Below are 21,538 nucleotides of genomic sequence, written 5' to 3' on the forward strand. Positions count from 1 at the left end.
GCGTTTCCTCGCCGCGACGGACGGGGTCGCCGTCCGCGATGGCTCCCGCCCAAACCGCCGAGGAGCGACCCGCCCAAACTGCTAAGACACGACCGAGCGAAGAGGTTCCCATGTTCGGCTCGATTCGACGGAACCCGACCTTCGAGGTCACACACGAGACGGCGCCATCGGACGTCCTGCTCGCCGGGTTCTCCTCGTACGGGCTCGCGGGGCTCACGGCGGCGAACTACCTCGTTGACGCCCTGGAGCTTCGAGAGACGGGCCACATCGAGGTCGAGGGGCTCCCCTCGATCACCCCGTTCGAGAACGGGACGCCGAGACATCCCACTCGGCTGTTCTCGGCTCCCGACGTCGACCTCACCGTGCTCGTCGGCGAGCTCTTCGTCCCTTCGGCGCTTGGGGACCCGTTTGCGGGCTCGATCCTCGGGTGGACCGAGGCGAACGACGTCTCGGAGATCGCCGTCGTCTCCGGCGTTCCGGTTCCGCACGGCCCCGAGGGTCACCGCACCTACTACATCGCCACCGACGACTACCGCGAGCATCGCCTCGCGGACGGCGATATCGAGGGGATGAACTCCGGGTTCCTCGACGGAACGAACGCCGCCCTCCTGAAGCGCGGGATCGATTCTCCCCTCGGCGTCTGCGTGTACGTCACCCCCGTCCACGCACAGGTGCCCGACGTCGAGGCCGCCATCCGTCTCGTCGAGACGGTCTCCACCGTCTACGACCTCGAGGTGGATTCGGGGCCGCTGGAGGCGTTCGCCGAGGAGATCCGCCAGTACTACGCCGACCTCGCGGAGCGGATGAACGAGCGGGAGGCCGACCTCCCGGACGACCGGATGTACATGTGACCCGTTCGCGCCCGCTCTCCGGAGGGCAGGGTTCGGAGCTTCGTCCCGGAGCCTCCGGTTCGCAGTCCCGTCCCGGATGGACCGAGTTCGGAATCGCGTGCAACTCGATGTATAGTAATCGATTTACGACCCCGTCGAGAGTATCCCGGTATGACCGACGATCTCCGCGGCACGCTCGAGTACGTCGGCGACCGCTTCGATCTGGGCGCCTACGAGATCGACGCCTACCTCGCGGTCGTCGAACGCGGGGAGCTGACCGCGAGCGAGATCGCGGACCACACGGACATCCCGCAGCCCCGCGTCTACGACACCGTTCGCGGACTGGCCGACCGCGGACTCGTGGAGCTTCGCGAGTCGCGCCCGATGAAGGTCGCCGCCGTCGATCCCACCGAGTCGTTCGGTGACATCAACGACTCCCTGGAGGAGCTCGTCGACGAGCTGTCCGCCCGCTATACCGCACCGGCCAGGGAGACGGAGGCGGTCTCGCTCGTGAAGTCGCGGTCTACGATCCTGCGGTACCTCGAGGACGTGATCGACTCCGCGGAGTACGAACTCGCGGTCTCTTTGACTCCCGACCTGCTTCGCCGCTTCGAGGACCGGCTCGCCGAAAAGCGCCGCGCGGGCGTCAGCATCGAGCTGCTCGTGACGCCGGCGAGCCGCGCTCCGAACCCCGGCTCGTACGACTACGCGGCAGTCGCCACCGTCGCACGCGCGCGACGCGGGATCACGACGCCCGTGGTGGCGGTCGGCGACGGCACCTACTCGCTTTATACCACCCAGGACGCCCTCCGCGACGAGCGCGAGCGCTACGGCGTCATCTTCAACCGCTCCGCGCTCGGCTTTCTCGTCTCCGGGTTCTTCGGAACCGTCCTGTGGACGACCGCGGAGACCCTCGCCGAGGGCGACGACGGCCGGCCCTTCCCGCGTCGATACGCGTCGATCCGCCGCGCGGTCAAGGACGTCTCCGAGATCGGTACGGTCGACGACGACGGAGACGGCGGAGACGGCGACGATCTCTACGCGACCGTCGAGGGTCGCGACGTGGAAACCGGCGACGCCGTGACCGTTCGCGGCCGGATCGTCGGCGTCACGCTCGAGGACAACGAGGAGATCGCGGCGCTCGTCGTCGAGACCGACGACGGCCGCGTCGAGATCGGCGGCCGCGTCGCCGCCCTGGAGGACGTCGAGGGACGACGGCTCGTGATCGGCCGCGGGGAGCCGCCGGAGCTGTAGCCGGTCACGCGGTCCGACCGCGGTTCACGAGCATCCGCCTGACCGAGTGGCGCTCCAGGACGAGAAATCCGGCGAGGATCGCCGCGAAACCGACGAGCGCGTCGCCTTCGATCAGGTGGCCGAGGACGAGCCAGCTCGCGAGCGCGGCCGTCACGGGCTCGGCGTAGCCGACGAGGTGGAGCTGTGTCGGCCCGACGGCGTCCAGGAGCGCGAAGTAGATGAGGAACGCGAGAACGCCCGAGAGCACCGAGAGGTACGCGAGCGAGACGATCGCGGTCGGGGTGACGGAGACGTCGCCCGGCGACTCCCCGAGCGCGCCCGCCCCCGCGAAGAGCAGTACGGCGCCGAGAGTCATTCCCCATCCCTGGAGCGCGACGACGGGGAAGTCCGTCCGGAGCGGGCGCAACAGGACCGCCCCGACGGCGAATGCGACTGCGCTACAGAACACGAGGAGGATCCCGAGCGTCTGCGTGGAGACCAGCGCGTCGGCTGAGGGGTTCGCGACCACGCTCACGCCCACGATGCCGAGGAGGAACCCGCCGACCTCCACGGGACCGACCCGCTCGTTCGGGAGGACCACCGCGGCGACGGCCGCCGTCAACACCGGCGAGAGGCTGACGATCACGGCGGCGATCGCTCCCGGAACGTACTGTTCGCCGACGTAGAGGAATCCGTGGTAGATCGCGATGACGAACACGGCGGTGACGACGACGCTCGAGACCTCCCGGCGGGTCGTCGGGATCCACCCGTCGGCGACGACCGCCGCGTAGGCGAGCACCGCGACCCCGGCGAGGAGGTACCGTATCCCGGCGAAAAGCAGCGGGGGGAAATACGCCAGTCCGACCTCGATGGCGACGAACGAGCCGCCCCAAAGCACCGCCAGCAGGACGAACGCGCTCGCCGCCGCAACCGGAGATGACTGCAACGAAAGACGTGACATTGGTTGTTGGATCGAACGAGATTCAAATATTTAAACTAATCTTTACGAAAAGAGCTTTTCCTACATGTAGAATCAAACAATTGTGCCTCGTTCGACATCGATTCCGATATCGGGGGTTCGATTGGAGAATGATACAATTCTCTCGCCCACACAATCAATACGGATCGCGACCATACCGCCGACATGGACGAACGCGACGTGCGGTTGCTCAAGGCGATCGCCGACCTCGGAACGGGCAGTCCCGAGCGGCTCCACGAGGAGACGGACATCCCCGTCTCCACGATCCACTACCGGCTGAACAACCTCCGGGAGGCGGGCGTCATCGAGAACGACCTCTACGACCTCGATCACGAGGCGCTCGGGCTCGGGGTGACCGTCATCGTCGAGGTGCTCGCGGACTACGACGGTCCCTACGAGGAGGTCGCGGAGGAGCTCTTGGACGTCGAGGGAGTCACCCAGGCGTTCTTCACCATGGGCGAGACCGACTTCATCGTGATCGCTCGGCTCTCCTCGTCGGACGCCGTCGAGCGGCTGATAGGGGACTTCGAGGCGATCCCGGAGGTCGAGCGGACCAACTCCACCTTCGTCATCTCGTCGTTGCGCGAGGAGTCCCGGGCGCCCGCGACCTACGACCTGGAGACGCTCATCGACGAGCTGGCCGAGTGAGGCGTGGCGGGCGGCGGTCCGTTCTCTCGCGTCCGGGTCACGACCGCTTGCCGATCTCCTCGCGGAGCACCTCGGAAACGACCTCCCCGTCGGCCTTCCCGCGGAGTTCGCCCATCGCCTCGCCCATCAGCCCGGAGAAGGCGCCCATGCCCTCCGTTTCGACCTGGTCGGCGTTGCGCTCGACGACCGCCACGACGGCCTCGCGGACGGTCTCGCGGTCCACGCCGGCGAGGTCCGCCTCCTCGATCGCCTCCTCGGCCGACAGCGTCGGATCGGCCGCGATCTCCGCGAGCACCTCCGGGGCGCCCTCCTTTGCGAGCTCTCCGGACTCGACGAGCTCCATGGTCGAGAGGAACTGTTCGTCCGCGACGCGCTCGATCGCCACGTCGTTTCGGCGAAGTTCCGTGGTCGTCGACGCGAGGGTGGATGCCGCAAACGTCGGATCGACCCCGCGTTCGACCGCCGTCTCGAACAGGGGAAACCGCCGGCCGAAGGCGATCTGCTCGGCGAGTCCCGGATCGAGGTCGTAGTCCGCCACGTACCGATCGGCCTTCTCGTCGAGCAGCTCCGGCGTCTCGACGTCGCTCGGGTCGGGCTCGACCGGCGGAACGTCGGTCTCGGGATACATCCGGGCGGCGCCCGGCAGCGGCCGGAGGTACCGGGTCGTGCCGTCCTCGTTCGCGTCGCGCGTCTCCTCGGGGACGCCCTCGATGGCGGTTCGCGCGCGGTCGGCCGCCGCTTCGATCGCGAGCTCGGCGGTTTCCGAATCCGCGGCGACGATCGCCACCCCGTCCTCGGGACCGGCGCCGACCGCCTCGCGGAGGGCCGCGACCTCCCCGTCCGTGATCCCGTAGGCCGGCAGCTCGTCCGTGTGGAAGATCCCGCCCGCGCCGTGGCGCTTCGCGTGATCGGAGAGCTCGGTCCCGAGCCGGCGGTCATCCTGGATCTCCCGGCCGAGGAGGCCGTCGAAGCCGAAGAGCGGAACCGCCGTCACCGACCCCCCGGACTCGAGCGCGCCCCGGATGACTCCGGAGTCGGTGTCGGAAAGGACGTCCGTGACGTCACGCGTCTCGCCGACCGACGCGTCGCGCTCGTCGAGTTCCGCCGCGATCTCAACGAGCTCGGCCTGCCTGCCGACCTCGTTGCGGACGATGTCCTCGATCCCCTGGAGGTCCTGTACCCCCTTGATCTCGACGCGGGCGCCCTCGGCGATGGAGACGTTGACGTCCTGTCGGATCGTCCCGAGGCCGCGTTTGACCGAGCCGGTCGACCGAAGCAGGGTTCCGATCCGCTCCGCCGCCTCGCGGGCCTGCTTCGGCGTGCGGACGTCCGGTCCGGTGCCGATCTCCACGAGCGGGATTCCGAGGCGATCGAGCGAGTAGACGACGCCGTCGTCGGTCTCCTCGACGCGCTGGGCCGACTCCTCCTCGAGCAGCAGGTCGACGATCGAGACGGGGCCCTCCTCGGTCTCGATCTCGCCGTCCTGGCCGAGCAGCATGGTGCGCTGAAAGCCCGAGGTGTTCGAGCCGTCGATGACGAGCTTGCGCATCACGTGCGCCTCGTCGACGACGGTGACGTCGAGGAGTTCCGCGATCTGGAGGGCGACGGAGAGCGCCTCCTCGTCGACGCGGCGGGGCGGCTCGTCGTCCTCCTCGACCAGACAGGTGGTGTCGTAGGCCAGATAGGTGAACTCGCGGTCGACGCGGCTCTCCTCGAGGGCGGCCTCGTCGAGCTCGCCGAGCTCGCTCTTCGTCGGGTGGAGGTACCGGGTGATCTCCCGGTCGGACTCCTCGGGCTCGCGAAGCGTCGTCGGCGACTCACAGAACAGCTTCGTCTCCGTGTCCAGCTGCTGGTGGATCTCTAAGCCGGCGACGAGGCCCAGTTCCTCGTAGTCGTACTCGCTCATTGGCGTCGACTCCGGCTCGCCGAAGTAAAAAGGGTGGCAGTTCGGGCGGCGGACCGACTACCTCGTTCAGGTACGATGATGCCGGGATCGACCATCACGTTCAGGTACGATGGCGCCGAACCGGTCCGTATGTACGCGGTCGTCGGGTGCAACCGATGCGGCACGATGTGGCTGCTCGCGGACCCGGAGACGAGCGAGTCCGCCACCTGCCCGCGCTGTCGCAAGACCCACCGGACGAAACGGCTGAAGCGCTTCTTCGAGTCAGAGGACCGCGCCGCGGCCCGTCAGGCCCGCGCGGCGCTCCTCGCAAACAAACACGACGACAGCGAGGCGTTCTCGGAGGTGGCACACGTGAGCGAGCTCGAGGACCGAATCGACGACTCGGGCATCGACGACCGCGAGTACCTCGAGGGGTCCGGACTGGACGCCGACGCCATCGAGACGGCCGGCGAGCGGTCGTCCCGCGGCGACGCCCGATCCGGGAGCGGGTCCCGTATCGACGTGGTCCGTGGCGCCCTCGACGATCTCGAGGAACCGACCGAGGACGACGTCGTGTCCTACGCGACGGACGACGGCGTTCCACCCGATGCCGCCCGCGATCTGCTCGAGAAGCTTCGGCGTCGGGGGGAGGTCTCCGAGTCCCGCGGTGTCTATCGGCGGCTGTGACTCGCAGTTGACGACCCCCGGATCGCGCTCGCCGTCCCTCCAGTCGATGACGGGCGTCTGACTGGTGTTTAAGCCGGTGCTGTGCGTACAGTTACCATGGCAGTCGATCCGGTTCGAGGAATCGGGACGGTCGGGGGGGTGCTCGTGGGGGCGGTCGTCCTCGCCGTCGCCGCGACGGTGTTCGCTCCCGGGCTCGCGAGCGCCGCGGCGGTCCGGGTCGCGCTGGGCGTCTGTGGGGTCGGGTTCGCCGTCGTCGCGATCGCGTACGCCCGTGAGGGCTACTACGAGCAGATGGCCGGGCACACGCTCGCGAGCGCGGGATTCCTCGTGGTCGCGCTCGACGCCGACGGGGCCATCGCGTGGCTCGGGATCGCCCTTCTGGGGGTCGGCGGCGTGTTGTTGTTACAGGACGCGATCCTTCGCGGGGGACGCGGGGGCGCGTCGATCTGAGGCCGTATAGTCAGGTCTTCGACTCCCTATCGACCGAGGTCGGCGTGTGCCGACGAGAGGTGTCTGGACCCGAGCGCGGCCAGAAGCGACAGCTCGCCCGCGAGCGCGCCCGTCGCGATCGCCTCCGCGAGCCCGTCCGCGTTGTCGCCGGCGGGGTCCCCCCCGCCGCGAACGCCGAGCACGTCGAGTCCCTCCGCCTGCGTCGGGAGCTTCGTTCCGCCGCCGACCGTCCCCACCTCCAGGCTCGCGATCGAGACGGAGACGTAGAGGTCGCCGTCCGCCGTCACCTCCGCGGTCGTGATCGCGTTCGCGCCCTCTACGACCTGCGCCTCGTCCTGGCCGGTCGCGAGGAACATGGCCGCGACGACGTTCGCGACGTGGGCGTTGAAGCCGAGCGACCCCGCCTTGGCCGACCCGACGAGGTTCTTTCGCGTGTTGATCTCCGCCACCGCGTCGGGCGTCGTGTGGAGCCGCTCCTCGACGACGTCCTCGGGAATCCGCACGTCGGCCGTCACCGACCGGCCGCGCCCCTCGATCGCGTTGATCGCCGCCGGCTTCTTGTCCGTACAGAGGTTCCCCGAGAGCGCGACGAGCGAGGCGTCGGTCTCCGCCTCGATCAGCTCGCAGGCCTCGCCGGTGGCGATCGTCGCCATGTTCATCCCCATCGCGTCCTTCGTGTCGTAGCGGAACCGCAGGTAGACGTTGTTGCCGACGACGTAGGGCGTGACGTCGGTCAACTCGCCGTGGTTCGTCGTCGACTCGGCGGCGGCCGCCAGCCGATCCTCGTTGTCCCGAACCCATCCGGCGAGCGCCTCGGATTCGACTATTCCGGACGTCTTGAACGCCGGCGCGCGCGTCATGCCGGTCTTCGTCACTCGCGCGCTCGCTCCGCCGGCGGCCTCGAGCACTGAGCAGCCGCGGTTCACCGACGCCACGAGCGCGCCCTCCGTCGTCGCGAGCGGGAGGTATCGATCCCCCGAGAGCGCGCCGCCGTCGATCGTCACGGGGCCGGCGACGCCGAGGGGAACCTGGACCGCTCCGACCATGTTCTCGACGTTCGGTTCGGCGGCGGCGGCCTCGAAGGTGTACTCGCCGATCGTCTCGAGATCGGCATCCGCCGTTTCGGCGACGAGCCGTCGCCGGGCCGCGGCGGCGATGTCGGCGTCGGCGTGCGACTCGAGCTCGTGTAGGCGGAGTTCGCACGCGCGAACGCGATCCGCGAGTTCCTCTGGGGTGGGCATGGACGGACGTGTTCGCGGCGGACGCTAAGGCGTATCGGTTCTCGGGATCGATCCCGGTCGCTATCGCGATTCTTGTCGCCATCGCGATCACGTCGACCGTCCCGCTCCCGAACAATTAACCCGATCTGCGCCGCTCGAACGAACATGACCGACGCCGCGGACCTCGTCCTGCTCGACGGCGAGATCCACACGCTCACCGATCCGGATCGAACCCACGAGGCGCTCGCGGTTCGCGACGGCGAGATCGTGCGTCTCGGCGCGAGCTACGACGTCGAGTTCCTCGCGGGGATCGACACGACCGTCGTCGACCTCGACGGGCGGGTCCTCCTGCCGGGCTTCGTCGACGCGTACGCCGATCTCACGTCCCTCGGACGCCGGCTTCTCGATGCCGAACGAACGAGCGCCTCCGGGGATTCGGGAGACGAGCCGAACGCGCGCGAGACGCGCGAGATCCTCGCGGCGGCGATCGCCCACGCGAACGCTCGGGGAGTCACGGGAGTTCATGACGCGTCCGCCGCCGCGCTCGCCCCTCGCGCGTTCAGGGAACTCGGGGCGGCCGGCGAGCTGTCCCTGCGCGTTCGGATCGTCTACGGCGCCGAGCGTCTCGACGCGGTCGCGGAGGCGGGACTCCCCACGAACGCGGGCAGCGAGCACGTTCGAGTCGGTCCGATCGCGTTCGCGCCAGCCGAGGAGACGACGGCGGATGTCGCCGAGGCGATCGGTGGCGGCTACCAACTCTCCGTCGACGCCACGGACGCCGAGGCCGTCGACGCAGTTCTCGACGCTTCCGGGGCCGGTGCGGGCGGGAAAACGACGGACGGTGCGGGCGGAAAAACGATACCGGGAGAAGGCGACCCACATCGAGGGGCCCGCCACCGGATCGAGCGTGCAGAGCACGTACGTGAGGAGCAGATCGACCGGATCGCGGCGGCGAACGCGGTCGCGTCCGTCCGGCCGTCCGCGCCCGACCCGGACGACGGCGGAATCTCCTACCGCACGTTCCTCGATGCCGGGATCCCTCTCGCGTTCGGATCCGGCGGCGGACCCGTTGATCCGCTCTCCGACGCCCACCGGGCGGTCGACGTCGGAGACGAGCGCTCGGGTCTCGAGGTCTCCGAGGCGCTTCGAGCCGCCACGAGCGGACCCGCATACGCCGGGTTCGACGAGGACGATCTGGGCACCATCGAACGCGGCAAGCGCGCCGACCTCGTCGCGCTCTCGGAGTCCCCCTGGGACAAGCCCGGGTCCATCCGGGAGATCGACGTCGATCTGACGGTCGTCGACGGGGAGATCGTTCACGACGCACGGTAGGACCCCGGGCTGACGGTCGCCGGACGTTCCGCGCTTCGTTGCGACCCCTCGCCTTGAACGGAACACGAGAATATTAGGTGTTTCAGGGTTCGAACTATATGTTCGGTTCGTTTCACCCGACATATGCGTCCAAAGATCGACGTTAGATCCGAATCGATGTACGAATGTTTCGAATGTATGGGGCGCACGACCGATCCCGACGTTCGAATCTGCCCGGACTGCGGCGGCGAACTGCGTCACATCGGGAGACCCCGCGACGTATAGGCCGTTTCGGCATGTCGACCATGGGAGACGGGGTGTCGGTCAGTTCGACGTGAGACGTGTCCGGAGCCCGTTTTCCCGACGTCGCCGGTCCCCCGGGGGCGTTCTTCTCCTTTCTTTTCCCTGTCCTTCCTCCTCTTTTCTTTCTTCTCCGCGGCCCTCCGTCCCTCCGTTCCCGCCGCGGACGCACTCCCCGGGACGATAGGCTTAAGAAGATGTACACATATGTACACTACAAGACGGACATATACATCAATGACGACCATCAACGACACCATCACACGCGTGACGGAGGGGGCGGACCTGACCGTCGAGGAGGCTCGCGAGACGGCCCGGCTCGTCTTCGAGGACGCCACCGAGGCACAGATCGGGGCGTTGCTGGCGGCGCTTCGGACGAAGGGCGAGACCGAACGGGAGATCGCCGGATTCGCGAAGGGGATGCGCGACGCGGCACGGACGATCGACCCGGACCGCGAGTACCTCGTCGACACCTGCGGGACCGGCGGCGACGACTACGACACGATCAACGTCTCGACCACGGCGGCCATCGTCGCCGCCGGGGCCGGGGCGGCGGTCGCCAAACACGGGAACTACTCCGTCTCCTCCTCGTCGGGCAGCGCGGACGTGCTGGAGGTCGCGGGCGCGAACGTCGAGGCCGAACCGCCCGCCGTCGAGGCGGCGATCGACGAGGACGGGATCGGGTTCATGCTGGCGCCGGTGTTCCATCCGGCGATGAAGGCCGTGATCGGCCCGCGCCGGGAACTGGAGATGCGGACGATCTTCAACGTGCTCGGACCGCTCACGAATCCCGCCGGGGCCGACGCGCAGGTCCTCGGCGTCTACGATCCCGATCTGGTCCCCCAGATCGCGAACTCGCTCGCGCACATGCCCGTCGAACACGCGCTCGTCGTCCACGGCTCCGGCATGGACGAGATCGCGCTCCACGACGAGACCGCCGTCGCGGAGGTCGAGGGCGATCAGGTGACCGAGTACGCGATCACGCCGGCCGACCTCGGACTCGAACGCGCCCCGATCGAGGACGTCTCCGGCGGCACGCCCGAGGAGAACGCGGCCGACCTCCGCGGCATCGTCTCCGGCGAGGTGACCGGCCCGAAACGCGACCTGATCCTCGCGAACGCCGGCGCGGCCGTCTACGTCGCCGGTCTCGCCGATTCGATCGAGGAGGGCGTGGGGGTCGCGGGCGACGCCATCGACTCCGGCGCGGCCGCAGAGAAGTTCGCCGCGTTATGCGGTGAGTCCCCCGACGCGCTCGCCGACGGGGCCGGCGGAACGCGGGCGGGCGAGTGATGGCCCGCGCGAAGATCTGCGGGCTGACCCGGGACGCGGACGTTCGGGCCGCCATCGAGGCCGGCGCCGACGCGGTCGGCGTCGTATCCGAGGTGCCCGTCGAGACGCCCCGGGAGGTCGATCCGGCCGCCGCCGCGGACCTGCTTGCGGACGTCCCCCCGTTCGTGACCGGCACGCTCGTGACGATGCCCGACTCGCCGGAACGCGCGGTCGAACTCGCCGGGCTCGTGGGACCGGACGCCCTCCAGCTCCACGGCGAGTGGACGCCCGAGGAGGTCGCCTACGTCCGTGCCGAGACCGGAACGAAGGTGCTCCTCACCGTCGACGCCGACGAACACGAGCGTGCGGAGCGTCTCGCCGAGGCCGCGGACGCGCTCGTCGTCGACTCGACCACCGAGGAGGGCGCGGGCGGGACCGGACGCACCCACGACTGGGAGGCGACCGGCGACCTGGCCGCGCGACTCACCACGCCCGTCGTGCTCGCCGGCGGCCTCACGCCCGACAACGTGGCCGAGGCGGTCGAGGTGGCCGACCCCTTCGCCGTCGACGTCGCCTCGGGCGTGGAGCTCGAGGGTGGCCGCAAGGACCACAACGCGCTCGCCCGGTTCGTCAGGAACGCCGGACGGGAGGTGACCCTCGCGTGACCCCGGGCTCCGAGTCCGCCTCGATCGAGGTCGACCTCTCGACGTCCCGCGAGGCGTTCGTCGACCACGCCGAGGACGCGTTGAGCGACGAAGCCGACGCGGTCGTCGTTCGCGTCTCGGTCGCCCTCGACGCCGACGTCTCGCCGCTCGCCGCCTACGCGGCGCTCGCGGACCGCAGCGACCACAGCTTCCTGTTGGAGTCCGCGGAGAAGGTCGCCTCCAGCGATCCGGACGGCGCCTTCGCGGCGGGCACCGACGCCGACCGGCACGCGCGCTACTCGTTCGTCGGTTACGACCCCGAGGCGGTCCTCTCCGTCTATCCCGACCGAACCGAGCTGACCCGTCTCGGTCCGGGCGCGGATCTGCTCGCGGAAGCCGGCGATCCGGGGACGGGCGACGTCCTCGACCGCGTCCGCGACGCATTCCCCGACGTCGAGCGGCGCGGATTCCCGGACACCGAGCGACAGACGCTCTCTGGCGGGTTCGTCGGATTTCTCGCCTACGACTCGGTCTACGATCTCTGGCTCGAGGAGGTCGGCGTCGACCGCCCCGACCCGGTCGTTCCGGACGCCGAGTTCTGCCTCACGACGCGGACGCTCGTCTTCGACGAGGTCGCCGACACGGCCGAGCTCGTCTTCACGCCGATCGTCCGCTCCGGGGACGATCCCGGCGAGATCCACGACGAGCTTCGGGCCGAGGCGGCAGACGTCCTCGCCGAGCTGCGGGAGGCGAGCACGCCGGAGACCGGCGGATTCCGCGGCGTCTCGGAGACGGCGGATCCGCAGGACGCCTACGAGGAGGCCGTCCGAACCGCCAAGGAGCGCGTCCTCGACGGCGACATCTATCAGGGCGTGATCTCCCGGACACGCGAGCTGTACGGCGACGTCGACACGCTCGGCCTCTACGACGCGCTGCGGTCGATCAACCCCTCGCCGTACATGTATCTGCTGTCCCACGGCGATCGGTCGATCGTCGGCGCGAGCCCGGAGACGCTCGTGTCCGTCCAGGGCGACCGGATCGTCTCGAACCCGATCGCCGGCACCTGCAAGCGCGGCGAGAGCCCGGTCGAGGACCGGCGGCTCGCCGGCGAGATGCTCGCGGACGAAAAGGAGCGCGCCGAACACACGATGCTCGTCGATCTCGCGCGAAACGACGTCCGTCGGGTCTCCGAGCCGGGATCGGTCCGCGTCGAGGAGTTCATGAACGTCCTCAAATACAGCCACGTCCAACACATCGAGTCGACCGTGACCGGCACGATCGCCGCGGGGAACGACGCCTTCGACGCGACGCGCGCGACGTTCCCGGCGGGGACGTTGACCGGCGCCCCGAAGGTTCGCGCGATGGAGATCATCGACGAGCTCGAGCGCTCCCCTCGCGGCGTCTACGGCGGCGGCGTGGGGTACTACTCGTGGACCGGCGACGCCGACTTCGCGATCGTCATTCGAACCGCGACGGTCGATCACGGGGTGGACATCGGCGACGCCGCGGGCACCGATGTAGGAGCTGGAACGGGACGCGACCACGACGTCGACCGTATCACGATCCAGGCCGGCGCGGGACTCGTCGCCGACTCGGTGCCCGAATCGGAGTACGAGGAGACGGAACGAAAGATGGACGGCGTGCGGGCCGCCGTCGAGGCGATTCGCGAGGGCGACGTCGCCGACGATCCCGACGGAGCCTCGGAGGACGTCGCGCCGGAACCCGGGTCGGAACCCGAGACCGGGACGGAGGTCGATCGCGCGTGAGGGTCACCTTCGTCGACAACTACGACTCGTTCACCTACAACCTCGTCGAGTACGTCTCCGAACAGCCCCTCGAGGGCGGCGTGGAGACGTCGGTGTTGAAGAACCGCGCTACGCTCTCGGACGTCGCCGACACCGATCCCGACGCGATCGTGATCAGTCCCGGGCCGGGACACCCGAAACACGACCGCGACGTCGGGGTGACGATGGACGTGCTCCGGGAGCTCTCGCCGACGGTCCCCACTCTCGGCGTCTGTCTGGGTCTCGAGGCGGCGGTCTACGAGTACGGCGGGTCGGTCGGCCACGCCCCCGAGCCGGTCCACGGCAAGGCCTTCCCGATCGACCACGACGGCTCGGGCGTCTTCGCTGGCCTCGATCAGGGCTTTCGGGCCGGCCGCTACCACTCGCTCGTGGCGACCGACGTCCCCGACGTCTTCGAGGTGTCCGCGACGACGGACCACGAGGGAACCGAACTCGTGATGGGAATCCGCCACCGAGAGCACCCGATCGAGTGCGTCCAGTTCCACCCGGAGAGCGTCCTCACGGGCGCGGGCCACGACGTGATCCGGAACTTCCTGACGCGGGTCGTCGCCGATCGTTCGTCCCGAGCGGACCTCCCGACCGAGTGATCCCGGGTCCGTTCAGATGATCCCGGCGGCCGAGATCGCGAACAGCAGCGCCACGATCACGGCCGCGATGGTGACGAGCCGCCAGGCGACCGCCAGGACCATGCGCCCGACGATGATCACGATCGCGACGGCGACGAGCCCGATCAACAGCCGTCCGAAGGGACTCGCGGCGATGCCCGCCTGCATGGGTGCCGTCGCGATCAGCGATGTCGGATCGTACATGTCCGGATGCAGGGCTACCGACCGTATAAGTGTACGTGTCGAACGCGTCCGAGCGCGTTCGGAGACGACCGATTTGACCGCCCCCGATTCGACCGCCCTTTGACGCCCTCGCCGGCCACCGGTTCGTTCCGGGCCCGTTCTGCGTCGATCGTCCCATCGCGCGCGAGCGTGACGGAACGGCGCTGTTCGGCCCGCCCGAAAAATATATGAATTCGATCATTTCGCGGACGAAACGACCGTGACGACCGATCGACGCCGAGGCTCGATCGGCCCGTTTCCTCCGACACGACCGCGAGGACGTCCCTCGACCTCCCCTTCGGTTCCACTGTGTGTCCGGTCTCTATCTGGCGATCATCGATTCGATTTTTCACTTTCGCCCCGGAGGGGTCATGTTTATGTGGCTTCCGGGACGATCAGATTTACGTACACGCACGGCCTCGTCCGTGCGACCGAACGAGTGTCAGTGATCGTATAGAAAGACGTCCGTTTGGACCCGGAAGCCGAAGATACAAGGGGCCACCTCGCCAGTACCACACCACGATAGATGCACCATACGACACGTGACCGAGGAGGCGCTCTCGCGCGATGAGCGGGAGCGATCTCTCCGCAGACGAGCTCGAACTGCCGATCAAACGAACCACGGGCGAGACGCTCGAGGACCGCCTCACGTCGAACGCCTACCACAACATTCTCCCCGCCCGCTATCTGCGAAAGGACGCCGACGGGAACCAGATCGAGACCCAAGAGGAGCTGTTCGTCCGCGTCGCGAACAACGTCGCGCTCGCGGAGGCCGTCTACGAGTCCGAGAGACGCGACGTCGAGATCACGGTCACGCCCGACCAGATCAAACCCGACCACCCGCGACGTGACGAGCTCGCGAGCGAGGTCTTCGGCGCGGGCGTCACCGCCGACGACGACGCGGAGACGACGCTCACAGCCCACAACGTCAACAAGTTCTCCTACGAGACGATCGTCCCGGAGCTCCCCGCGGAGATCCGCGAACACGTCGAGGAGACCGCCGCGACCTTCCGCGAGGGGATGGAGTCGCTCTCCTTCATGCCGAACTCGCCGACGCTGATGAACGCCGGCGACGAGCTCCAGCAGCTGTCCGCGTGTTTCGTCGACTCCCCCGACGACGACATCACCGACATCCACCAGACCGCCAAGGAGGCCGCGGAGGTCTTCCAGTGTCTGACCGCCGACGCGACCGTTCACGTCGAGGGGAAGGGTCTCGTGTCGATCGCCGACGTCGAGCCCGGCGATTCGATCCGGCAGCGCGACGGCGAGAGCCATCGAACGCGAACCGTCGAGGAGGTTCACGCCTACGACGATGCGCCGACGATGACGCTCCGGACGGAGGGTGGCCTCACGGTTCGCGGGACGCCGAACCACCGGCTGCTCGTCGACGGCGAGTGGACTCGACTCGACGAGATCGAGGCCGGAAGCACGGTCTCGGTCCGTCTCGGCTGGCTCCCCGAGAAGACTGCGAACCACGTCGAGCTGGAGTCCGTCGAGGCGGGCCCACAGTGGGCGGCCAATCGAACCGTCTCCAACGAGGCGGTCGCGGAACTGCACGCGGCGGGACTCAGCGACTACGCGATCGCGGAACGACTCGATTCCTCCCCGTCGACCATCCAGCGCCGGCGTGCCGGCGAGCTCGACCTTCCGGCGAACGGATCCGGCGGTCGCCCCGCGGGTCGAAGCTTCGACGAGGATCGACTCCGACAGCTCCACGATGGCGGCCACACCGACGCGGAGATCGCAGCCGAACTCGGCGTCCATCAGACGACCGTTCGAAACGCTCGAGCGGCCGAGTCGCTCCCGGCGAACGGCCGGGCCGTGAAGACCGTCACGCAGCCGGAGACGCTCTCGAGCGCTCTCGCCGAGCTGCTCGGGCTGTGGATCGGCGACGGGTCGATCCACGAGGACGGGATCCGCTTCCACATCGCCCGTGAGGAGACGCTCGAATGCGTCGACCGCCTCTCGCGTGACCTCTTCGACGTCGGCGCCGACTGGACCTGGAGCGACGGGTGTTACGAGGCCGTCATCCACAGCCACGAGATCAAGCGGTTCTGGCTCCGGAACTTCGGCGACGCCAAACCCTCCTCGGCGGAGGCGACGGTGCCCGACGCGGTCCGAGCGGCCGACCGCGAGCGCGTGTGCGCCTTCGTCCGTGGCCTCTTTTCGGCCGACGGCACGCTCTCGAAGGACCGCTACCCCCGACTCTACAGCGCCTCGGAGGACCTCATCGACGGCGTTCACCAGCTCCTCTTGGGCGTCGGGATCCCCGCCACGAAGTGGGAGTGGGAGAACGACGAGCGCGAGTACTACACCGTCGCGCCGACCGACGATCTCGGCCTGACGCGATACGCCGACCACGTCGGCTTCATCGACGATCGCGGCGAAACGATGGCCGACTCGATCGCCGACGCCGACCTCGAGGCGACGACCTGTGGCGACCTCGACTCGGAGAGCGAGTGGACCCAGGAGGTCACCGCGGTCGAGGAGTCCGACCCGGCGACGGTCTACGACGTCACGGTCGCGGACAATCACGAATACGTCGCCAACGGCGTCGTCTCGCACAACAGCGGCGGCGGCATGGGATATGCGTTCTGGCAGCTTCGACCGTACGGCGATTCGGTCGGGTCAACCGGCGGCATCGCCTCCGGACCGATCACCTTTATGCGCACATACGACCAGATGTGCGAAACGATCGCCCAGGGTGGCGCGCGGCGCGGCGCCCAGATGGGCGTGATGCGCGTCTCCCATCCGGACGTCATCCAGTTCATCCACGCCAAGAACAAGGACGTCTCCCTGGCCCATTCGCTGCGGCTCAACGACCCGGACGACTACACCCACACCTCCTTCAAGGACGCCCTCGATGAGGCCCGCGAGCTGATCGACGACGAGGGGCGCGTCCCCAAGCACCTCCGGAACGCCGTCGAGGGCCACCTGTCGAACTTCAACATCTCCGTCGGGGTCACGGACGACTTCATGGAGGCGCTGTACAACGACGAGGAGTTCGTCTTCACGAACCCCCGCACCGACGAGCCCCACATCGCGACCGCCGAGACGAAGGAGCTCTACGACATGTTCGACCTCGGCCACCACGTCGAGGTCGGCGAGGAGCTGTCGATCCCGGCCGACGAGATCTGGGAGCACATGGTCGAGGGCGCCCACGAGAACGGCGAGCCAGGCGTCATCTACCTCGAACGGGTGAACAAACAGCACTCCTTCGACGTCGAGGAACACCCCGACCACCGGATCCTGGCGACGAATCCGTGTGTCACCGGTGACACGCTGATCAGTACGGAAAACGGTCTCATCGAAGCTGAAGAACTCTACGAACAGGGCGTCGCGCGCGACGTCGTGGTCGACGGTCGTCTCAGTGAAGAGACGCTCAAGGAAGCGAGCAGCGTCTACAAGACCGGTAAAAAGGACGTTTATAAGCTCACCACCGAGGAGGGGTACGAACTCCGTCTGACTGCCGACCACCGCGTGATGACGGACGACGGTTGGGTCGAGGCGGAGAACCTCGAGGCCGGTGATTCCGTCCACGTTCAGAACCGGAAAGGCGAGTTTGGACAGCACGGATCGGCCGAGGAGGGTCGAGTCCTTGGCTGGCTCGTCGGTGACGGACACCTCAAGCACGGCGAGGAACGCGCGGTTCTCAATTTCTACGACGAGGACAGTCAAATTTCCGATGCGTTCGCCACGGACGTAAATGACGTCGTCCGTGAGCCGGCCGGAAACGCTGACTACGAGATCGGCGTTTCGGAGATCGCTCGGAGCGATGACTATCGCGGCGCACAGGCAGTCGAGCAGCGCGTTCGGTCGTCTCGACTGTACGAGTACGCTGCGGAGGCTGACCTCGTTGACGAGAAACTCCAGGTACCCGACGCAGTAATGCGAGGAAGCGAGGAGATGGCCCGCGGGTTCCTTCGCGCTCTGTTTACTGCTGATGGCGGCGTACACGGAACTCACGAGAAGGGTAACTCGGTTCGTCTGACAAGTACGAGTACGGACCTTCTGAAACAGGTACAGCGACTCCTGCTTAATTTCGGAGTCCACAGCAAGATCTACGAGGAACGTCACGAGGCCGGCGTTCAGGAAATGCCGGACGGAAACGGTGGAACGGCCGAGTACGAACGTCAGGCGGATCACGATCTCGTCATCTCCAAGGACAATCTGCTACGGTTCCGCGACGAGATCGGCTTCCTGCTCGACTCGAAGAACGAGGCACTCGATGAGCGACTCGACGACTACGATCGTGGCCCCTATTCCGAGCGATTTGAAGCGACGGTCGCGTCCGTTGATCCGGACGGTCACGAAACCGTATATGACCTAACTGAACCCGAGACCAGTTCGTTCGTTGCTAACGGTCTCGTGGTTCACAACTGCGGCGAACAGCCGCTCGAGGAGTACGAGGCCTGCAACCTCGGCCACATCAACCTCTCGACGCTCGCGGATATGGACGCGCCCGACTGGCGCGTCTGGAGCGAGGAGCACGCCGACGAGTACGACACGCAGGAGGCGGCGATCGACGCCTTCCTCGAGGAGGCGATCGACTTCGAGGCGTTCGACGAACGCATCGACTACGGCACGCGCTTCCTCGAGAACGTGGTCACGATGTCGGACTTCCCGGTCCCGGAGATCGAACAGAAGGTCCGGGACATGCGGAAGATCGGTCTCGGCGTGATGGGGCTGGCCCAGCTGTACATCCAGCTCGGCGTCCGGTACGGCTCGGAGACCGGAAACGAGATCGCCGGCCAGCTGATGACCCACATCAACCACGTCTCGAAGCAGACGTCACACGAACTCGCCCGGGAGCGCGGCTCGTTCAACGACTGGGCGGACTCGAAGTACGCCGACCCGACCGAGTACCGCGAGTGGTTCGAACACCACACGGGACTCGACGCCGACGAGTGGGCCGACGGCTTCCCGATCCGCAACCACAACACGACGACGATCGCCCCGACCGGAACGACCTCGATGGTCGGCAACACGACCGGCGGCTGTGAGCCCATCTACAACGTCGCCTACTACAAGAACGTCTCCGACGACGTCCAGGGCGACGAGATGCTCGTCGAGTTCGACGACTACTTCCTGCGGACCCTGGAGGCCAACGACATCGACGTCGACGCGGTCAAACGCGAGGCCCAAGCACAGATGGCCGAAAACGAGTTCGACGGCGTCGAGGGACTCGAGACGGTTCCGAACCCGATCGGCGAGCTGTTCGTCGTCACCGGCGACCTCTCGGGCAAACAGCACGCGGCGGTCCAGTGTGCCTGCCAGCGCGGGGTCGATTCGGCCATCTCGAAGACCTGCAACTTCCCGAACTCGGCCTCGCTCGAGGACATGGACGAGGTCTACCGCTACATCTACGACCACGGCGGAAAGGGCGTCACCGTCTACCGCGACGGCACGCGCTCGAAGCAGGTCCTGACGACGCGCGCGAAGAACGCGGAGTTCGCCGACGAGTCCGAGGCGGCGGAGACGATCGTCGAGCAGATCGAGGAGGTCTTCGGCGGCGTGGAGGCGTTCCTCGACAACGAGGACGTCCGGGCGCAACTCGACGCGGAGATCGACGACCTGCTCGAGGCGAGCGAGCGGCCGACGGTCAACTACGCGGAGACGCGTCCCCGTCCCGACTCGCTCAACGGCGTGACCCAGCGGATCGAGACGGGCTACGGCAAGCTCTACGTGACGATCAACGAGGACGAGAACGGCGGCCCCTTCGAGCTGTTCGCCAACATCGGCCACTCGGGCGGCTACACGAACTCCTTCACGGAGGCGCTCGCGAAGGTCATCTCGACGGCCCTCCGCTCCGGCGTCGATCCGAACGAGATCGTCGACGAGCTGCAGGGCACTCGCAGCCCGAAGGTCGCCTGGGACAAGGGCGAGCAGATCCAGTCGATCCCGGACGCCATCGGCACGGCGCTGCGCCGCTATCTCGACGACGAGATCGACAAGGGCATCCCCCAACAGCAATCACTCGACGACCTCGAGGAGGGAGCCGAGGGCAGCGCTTCGACCCCGAGCGAACAGACCGACGGCGGCGGAGTCGCCGCGGACTCGGTGGGCGAGGGTCCCGCTTCCTCACCCGTCCCGGACGCGGCGGACGAGGCGGAGCCCGACCAGGACGTCACCCAGGACCTCATCGCGGCCGGCGAGTCGCCGGAGTGTCCCGAATGCGGCGGGATGAGCCTCTACTTCTCGGAGGGCTGTAAGACGTGTGAGTCCTGCGGCTGGTCGGAGTGTTGATCCGGACGACGCGAGCGAACTGACGCGGGGTGCGGTCTTTTGACGTCGTTTTTCACGATCGTCGTCGATTCGAACGATCGGTCGTCGATCACCGCGAGAGGTACGAGACGATCCGACAGCTCCGGAATCCGTGTTTCGAGAGCGTCCCCGACGCCGGCGTGTCGGCGTCGAAGGAGTCGACGACGGCATAAAAGACCGTCTCGGGGTCGTCGTTCCACTGCCAGAGCCACCGGGTGTGGACGAGCAGTCGGATCGTTCGCGAAAGCGAGAGGCTCGGCGTCCCGGAGAGGGTGTCGTACCCACGCTCCCTGATGAGCCGGTGGTGGTCGGCATACAGGACGGCCGAAAGCAGGACCGCGAGCTGGCAGTCCTCGGGGAGATATCGGATCCCGGCGACGCCCTCGGCGTAGAGCTCCTCGGTGCGTTCGAGCTCCGAGCGGATCGCGGCGGCGACCGACTCGTCGAACCGCCCCTCGAGAACCTGTTCGGCCGAGGCGCCGTGCTCGCGGAGCGTGCGCTCCGGGAGGTAGACCCGCTCGCGTTCGCGGACGTCCTCGCCGACGTCCCGCAGGAAGTTCGTCATCTGGAAGGCCTCCCCGAGCTTCGTGGCGTGCGGAAGGGCCCGTTCGGGCTCCTCGACGTCCATCACCGCGGTCATCATCCGTCCCACGGCGGCCGCCGACCCGTTCATGTACGCCTCGAGATCGGCGTAGGTCTCATACCGCGAGCGATCGACGTCCGAGGCCATCGCGTCCAGGAACACGTCCACGTCGCTTTCGGCGATCCCGTATTCACAACGAAGGTCGCGGAAGGCGGCGAGCACGTCGTCGGTCGAGGAGTCGCCCGCGGGTTCCTCGCCTAAGACCACCCGGCGGATCCGTGCGAGCTCCGCCCGCTGTTTCGCCGGCGGGCCGGCGTCCTCGGCGTCGACGACCTCGTCGGCCACCCTGAAGAACCCGTAGAGGACGTAGGTCGGATACCGGATGCGCTCCGGAAGGAGCCTGGTCGCGACGTGGAAGGTCCGGCCCGTGCGTCGCTGGATCCGTTTCCCGCGAGCGACCCGATCGTCGTCGATCATTCACACACCGCCGAACAGCGATCGAATCTGAGAATGCGGGTGCCCATGCCGTCGATCCGTACGGCATGTAGAACCATAATTGTTCGTGCAGTTCGGCGCTTGTGTGCCCCCCGATCGCTTTGTGCG

At 67.7% G+C, this 21,538-nt stretch carries 16 protein-coding genes and 4 pseudogenes; 15 read left to right on the forward strand and 5 right to left on the reverse strand.

The features are described from left to right. The first annotated feature begins 110 nt into the window (after positions 1 to 110). Both ACZ5YD_RS12510 and trmB read left to right on the forward strand, forming a co-directional pair. Entirely contained in the window at positions 111 to 851 is a 741-nt protein-coding gene (locus tag ACZ5YD_RS12510) for a proteasome assembly chaperone family protein (RefSeq protein ID WP_379744107.1), read from the forward strand. Positions 852 to 1,001: 150 nt separating this feature from the next. After that, on the forward strand, positions 1,002 to 2,084 hold the full coding sequence (gene trmB / locus ACZ5YD_RS12515; RefSeq protein ID WP_379744105.1) for an HTH-type sugar sensing transcriptional regulator TrmB: 1,083 nt from the start codon (positions 1,002 to 1,004) through the stop codon (positions 2,082 to 2,084). Between the two features lie 4 nt (positions 2,085 to 2,088). Here the strand turns inward: trmB and ACZ5YD_RS12520 are convergent, their stop codons facing one another. Continuing rightward, the gene (locus ACZ5YD_RS12520; protein WP_379744103.1) at positions 2,089 to 3,024 is read right to left on the reverse strand and encodes a DMT family transporter; all 936 of its coding nucleotides are present in this window, start codon (positions 3,022 to 3,024) and stop codon (positions 2,089 to 2,091) included. A gap of 183 nt (positions 3,025 to 3,207) precedes the next feature. Between ACZ5YD_RS12520 and ACZ5YD_RS12525 the strand changes: the two genes are divergently transcribed. Continuing rightward, positions 3,208 to 3,690, forward strand: a complete 483-nt coding sequence (locus ACZ5YD_RS12525) for an Lrp/AsnC family transcriptional regulator (RefSeq protein WP_379744101.1) — start codon at positions 3,208 to 3,210, stop codon at positions 3,688 to 3,690. Between the two features lie 37 nt (positions 3,691 to 3,727). On the opposite strand, the gene gatE is transcribed toward ACZ5YD_RS12525, so the two are convergent. Further along, the gene (gene gatE, locus ACZ5YD_RS12530; RefSeq protein ID WP_379744099.1) at positions 3,728 to 5,596 is read right to left on the reverse strand and encodes a Glu-tRNA(Gln) amidotransferase subunit GatE; all 1,869 of its coding nucleotides are present in this window, start codon (positions 5,594 to 5,596) and stop codon (positions 3,728 to 3,730) included. A 129-nt stretch (positions 5,597 to 5,725) separates the two neighbouring features. On the opposite strand from gatE, the gene ACZ5YD_RS12535 reads away from it, so the two are divergent. Then, on the forward strand, positions 5,726 to 6,262 hold the full coding sequence (locus ACZ5YD_RS12535) for a DUF5817 domain-containing protein (protein WP_379744097.1): 537 nt from the start codon (positions 5,726 to 5,728) through the stop codon (positions 6,260 to 6,262). 96 nt (positions 6,263 to 6,358) lie between these two features. Then, entirely contained in the window at positions 6,359 to 6,712 is a 354-nt protein-coding gene (locus ACZ5YD_RS12540; protein ID WP_379744095.1) for a hypothetical protein, read from the forward strand. A 26-nt stretch (positions 6,713 to 6,738) separates the two neighbouring features. On the opposite strand, the gene hmgA is transcribed toward ACZ5YD_RS12540, so the two are convergent. Then, positions 6,739 to 7,953 carry a hydroxymethylglutaryl-CoA reductase (NADPH) gene (gene hmgA, locus ACZ5YD_RS12545; RefSeq protein WP_379744093.1) on the reverse strand — a complete coding sequence of 405 codons (1,215 nt, stop codon included), beginning with the start codon at positions 7,951 to 7,953 and terminating at the stop codon, positions 6,739 to 6,741. A 144-nt stretch (positions 7,954 to 8,097) separates the two neighbouring features. Here hmgA and ACZ5YD_RS12550 point away from each other — a divergent pair, with 144 nt between their 5' ends. The 6 genes from ACZ5YD_RS12550 (at position 8,098) to trpG (ending at position 13,848) form a co-directional block, all read left to right on the forward strand. Further along, positions 8,098 to 9,264 (forward strand): amidohydrolase family protein, encoded by a 1,167-nt coding sequence (locus ACZ5YD_RS12550; protein WP_379744091.1) that lies wholly within the window; start codon positions 8,098 to 8,100, stop codon positions 9,262 to 9,264. A gap of 177 nt (positions 9,265 to 9,441) precedes the next feature. After that, complete coding sequence (locus ACZ5YD_RS12555; protein ID WP_464384474.1) at positions 9,442 to 9,528, forward strand: hypothetical protein; 87 nt, start codon at positions 9,442 to 9,444, stop codon at positions 9,526 to 9,528. A 252-nt stretch (positions 9,529 to 9,780) separates the two neighbouring features. Beyond that, on the forward strand, positions 9,781 to 10,833 hold the full coding sequence (trpD, locus tag ACZ5YD_RS12560) for an anthranilate phosphoribosyltransferase (protein ID WP_379744088.1): 1,053 nt from the start codon (positions 9,781 to 9,783) through the stop codon (positions 10,831 to 10,833). Next, complete coding sequence (locus ACZ5YD_RS12565) at positions 10,833 to 11,477, forward strand: phosphoribosylanthranilate isomerase (RefSeq protein WP_379744087.1); 645 nt, start codon at positions 10,833 to 10,835, stop codon at positions 11,475 to 11,477. Before trpD ends, ACZ5YD_RS12565 begins: the two co-directional genes overlap by 1 nt. Continuing rightward, a complete protein-coding gene (gene trpE, locus ACZ5YD_RS12570) occupies positions 11,474 to 13,222 on the forward strand; it encodes an anthranilate synthase component I (RefSeq protein ID WP_379744085.1) in 1,749 nt (582 codons plus the stop codon). The genes ACZ5YD_RS12565 and trpE overlap by 4 nt, the downstream gene beginning before the upstream one ends. Next, positions 13,219 to 13,848, forward strand: coding sequence for an anthranilate synthase component II (gene trpG / locus ACZ5YD_RS12575; RefSeq protein WP_379744083.1), 630 nt, complete (start codon positions 13,219 to 13,221; stop codon positions 13,846 to 13,848). The genes trpE and trpG overlap by 4 nt, the downstream gene beginning before the upstream one ends. 12 nt (positions 13,849 to 13,860) lie before the next feature. On the opposite strand, the gene ACZ5YD_RS12580 is transcribed toward trpG, so the two are convergent. After that, positions 13,861 to 14,070 carry a hypothetical protein gene (locus ACZ5YD_RS12580; protein ID WP_379744081.1) on the reverse strand — a complete coding sequence of 70 codons (210 nt, stop codon included), beginning with the start codon at positions 14,068 to 14,070 and terminating at the stop codon, positions 13,861 to 13,863. Positions 14,071 to 14,655: 585 nt separating this feature from the next. Between ACZ5YD_RS12580 and ACZ5YD_RS12585 the strand changes: the two are divergent. The 4 pseudogenes from ACZ5YD_RS12585 to ACZ5YD_RS12600 form a co-directional block, all read left to right on the forward strand. Then, positions 14,656 to 15,258: pseudogene (locus tag ACZ5YD_RS12585) on the forward strand (ribonucleotide reductase N-terminal alpha domain-containing protein); the annotation flags it as partial. Between the two features lie 45 nt (positions 15,259 to 15,303). Further along, positions 15,304 to 16,629 (forward strand): annotated as a pseudogene (locus ACZ5YD_RS12590) (LAGLIDADG family homing endonuclease); the annotation flags it as partial. A gap of 24 nt (positions 16,630 to 16,653) precedes the next feature. Beyond that, a pseudogene (locus ACZ5YD_RS12595) lies at positions 16,654 to 19,627 on the forward strand (LAGLIDADG family homing endonuclease); the annotation flags it as partial. A 140-nt stretch (positions 19,628 to 19,767) separates the two neighbouring features. Further along, positions 19,768 to 20,334, forward strand: a pseudogene (locus tag ACZ5YD_RS12600) (TSCPD domain-containing protein); the annotation flags it as partial. Positions 20,335 to 20,422: 88 nt separating this feature from the next. On the opposite strand, the gene ACZ5YD_RS12605 reads toward ACZ5YD_RS12600, so the two are convergent. Continuing rightward, on the reverse strand, positions 20,423 to 21,412 hold the full coding sequence (locus ACZ5YD_RS12605) for a phytoene/squalene synthase family protein (protein ID WP_379744079.1): 990 nt from the start codon (positions 21,410 to 21,412) through the stop codon (positions 20,423 to 20,425). Between the last annotated feature and the right edge of the window lie 126 nt (positions 21,413 to 21,538).

The organism is Halopenitus salinus, assembly GCF_055397165.1.

Excerpts from the sequence above, each read along its gene's own strand:
- ACZ5YD_RS12510 (WP_379744107.1), top strand. The coding sequence starts at position 111 with ATGTTCGGCTCGATTCGACGGAACCCGACCTTCGAGGTCACACACGAG.
- trmB (WP_379744105.1), top strand. The coding sequence starts at position 1,002 with ATGACCGACGATCTCCGCGGCACGCTCGAGTACGTCGGCGACCGCTTC.
- ACZ5YD_RS12520 (WP_379744103.1), bottom strand. The coding sequence starts at position 3,024 with ATGTCACGTCTTTCGTTGCAGTCATCTCCGGTTGCGGCGGCGAGCGCG.
- ACZ5YD_RS12525 (WP_379744101.1), top strand. The coding sequence starts at position 3,208 with ATGGACGAACGCGACGTGCGGTTGCTCAAGGCGATCGCCGACCTCGGA.
- gatE (WP_379744099.1), bottom strand. The coding sequence starts at position 5,596 with ATGAGCGAGTACGACTACGAGGAACTGGGCCTCGTCGCCGGCTTAGAG.
- ACZ5YD_RS12535 (WP_379744097.1), top strand. The coding sequence starts at position 5,726 with ATGTACGCGGTCGTCGGGTGCAACCGATGCGGCACGATGTGGCTGCTC.
- ACZ5YD_RS12540 (WP_379744095.1), top strand. The coding sequence starts at position 6,359 with ATGGCAGTCGATCCGGTTCGAGGAATCGGGACGGTCGGGGGGGTGCTC.
- hmgA (WP_379744093.1), bottom strand. The coding sequence starts at position 7,953 with ATGCCCACCCCAGAGGAACTCGCGGATCGCGTTCGCGCGTGCGAACTC.
- ACZ5YD_RS12550 (WP_379744091.1), top strand. The coding sequence starts at position 8,098 with ATGACCGACGCCGCGGACCTCGTCCTGCTCGACGGCGAGATCCACACG.
- ACZ5YD_RS12555 (WP_464384474.1), top strand. The coding sequence starts at position 9,442 with ATGGGGCGCACGACCGATCCCGACGTTCGAATCTGCCCGGACTGCGGC.
- trpD (WP_379744088.1), top strand. The coding sequence starts at position 9,781 with ATGACGACCATCAACGACACCATCACACGCGTGACGGAGGGGGCGGAC.
- ACZ5YD_RS12565 (WP_379744087.1), top strand. The coding sequence starts at position 10,833 with ATGGCCCGCGCGAAGATCTGCGGGCTGACCCGGGACGCGGACGTTCGG.
- ACZ5YD_RS12580 (WP_379744081.1), bottom strand. The coding sequence starts at position 14,070 with ATGTACGATCCGACATCGCTGATCGCGACGGCACCCATGCAGGCGGGC.
- ACZ5YD_RS12605 (WP_379744079.1), bottom strand. The coding sequence starts at position 21,412 with ATGATCGACGACGATCGGGTCGCTCGCGGGAAACGGATCCAGCGACGC.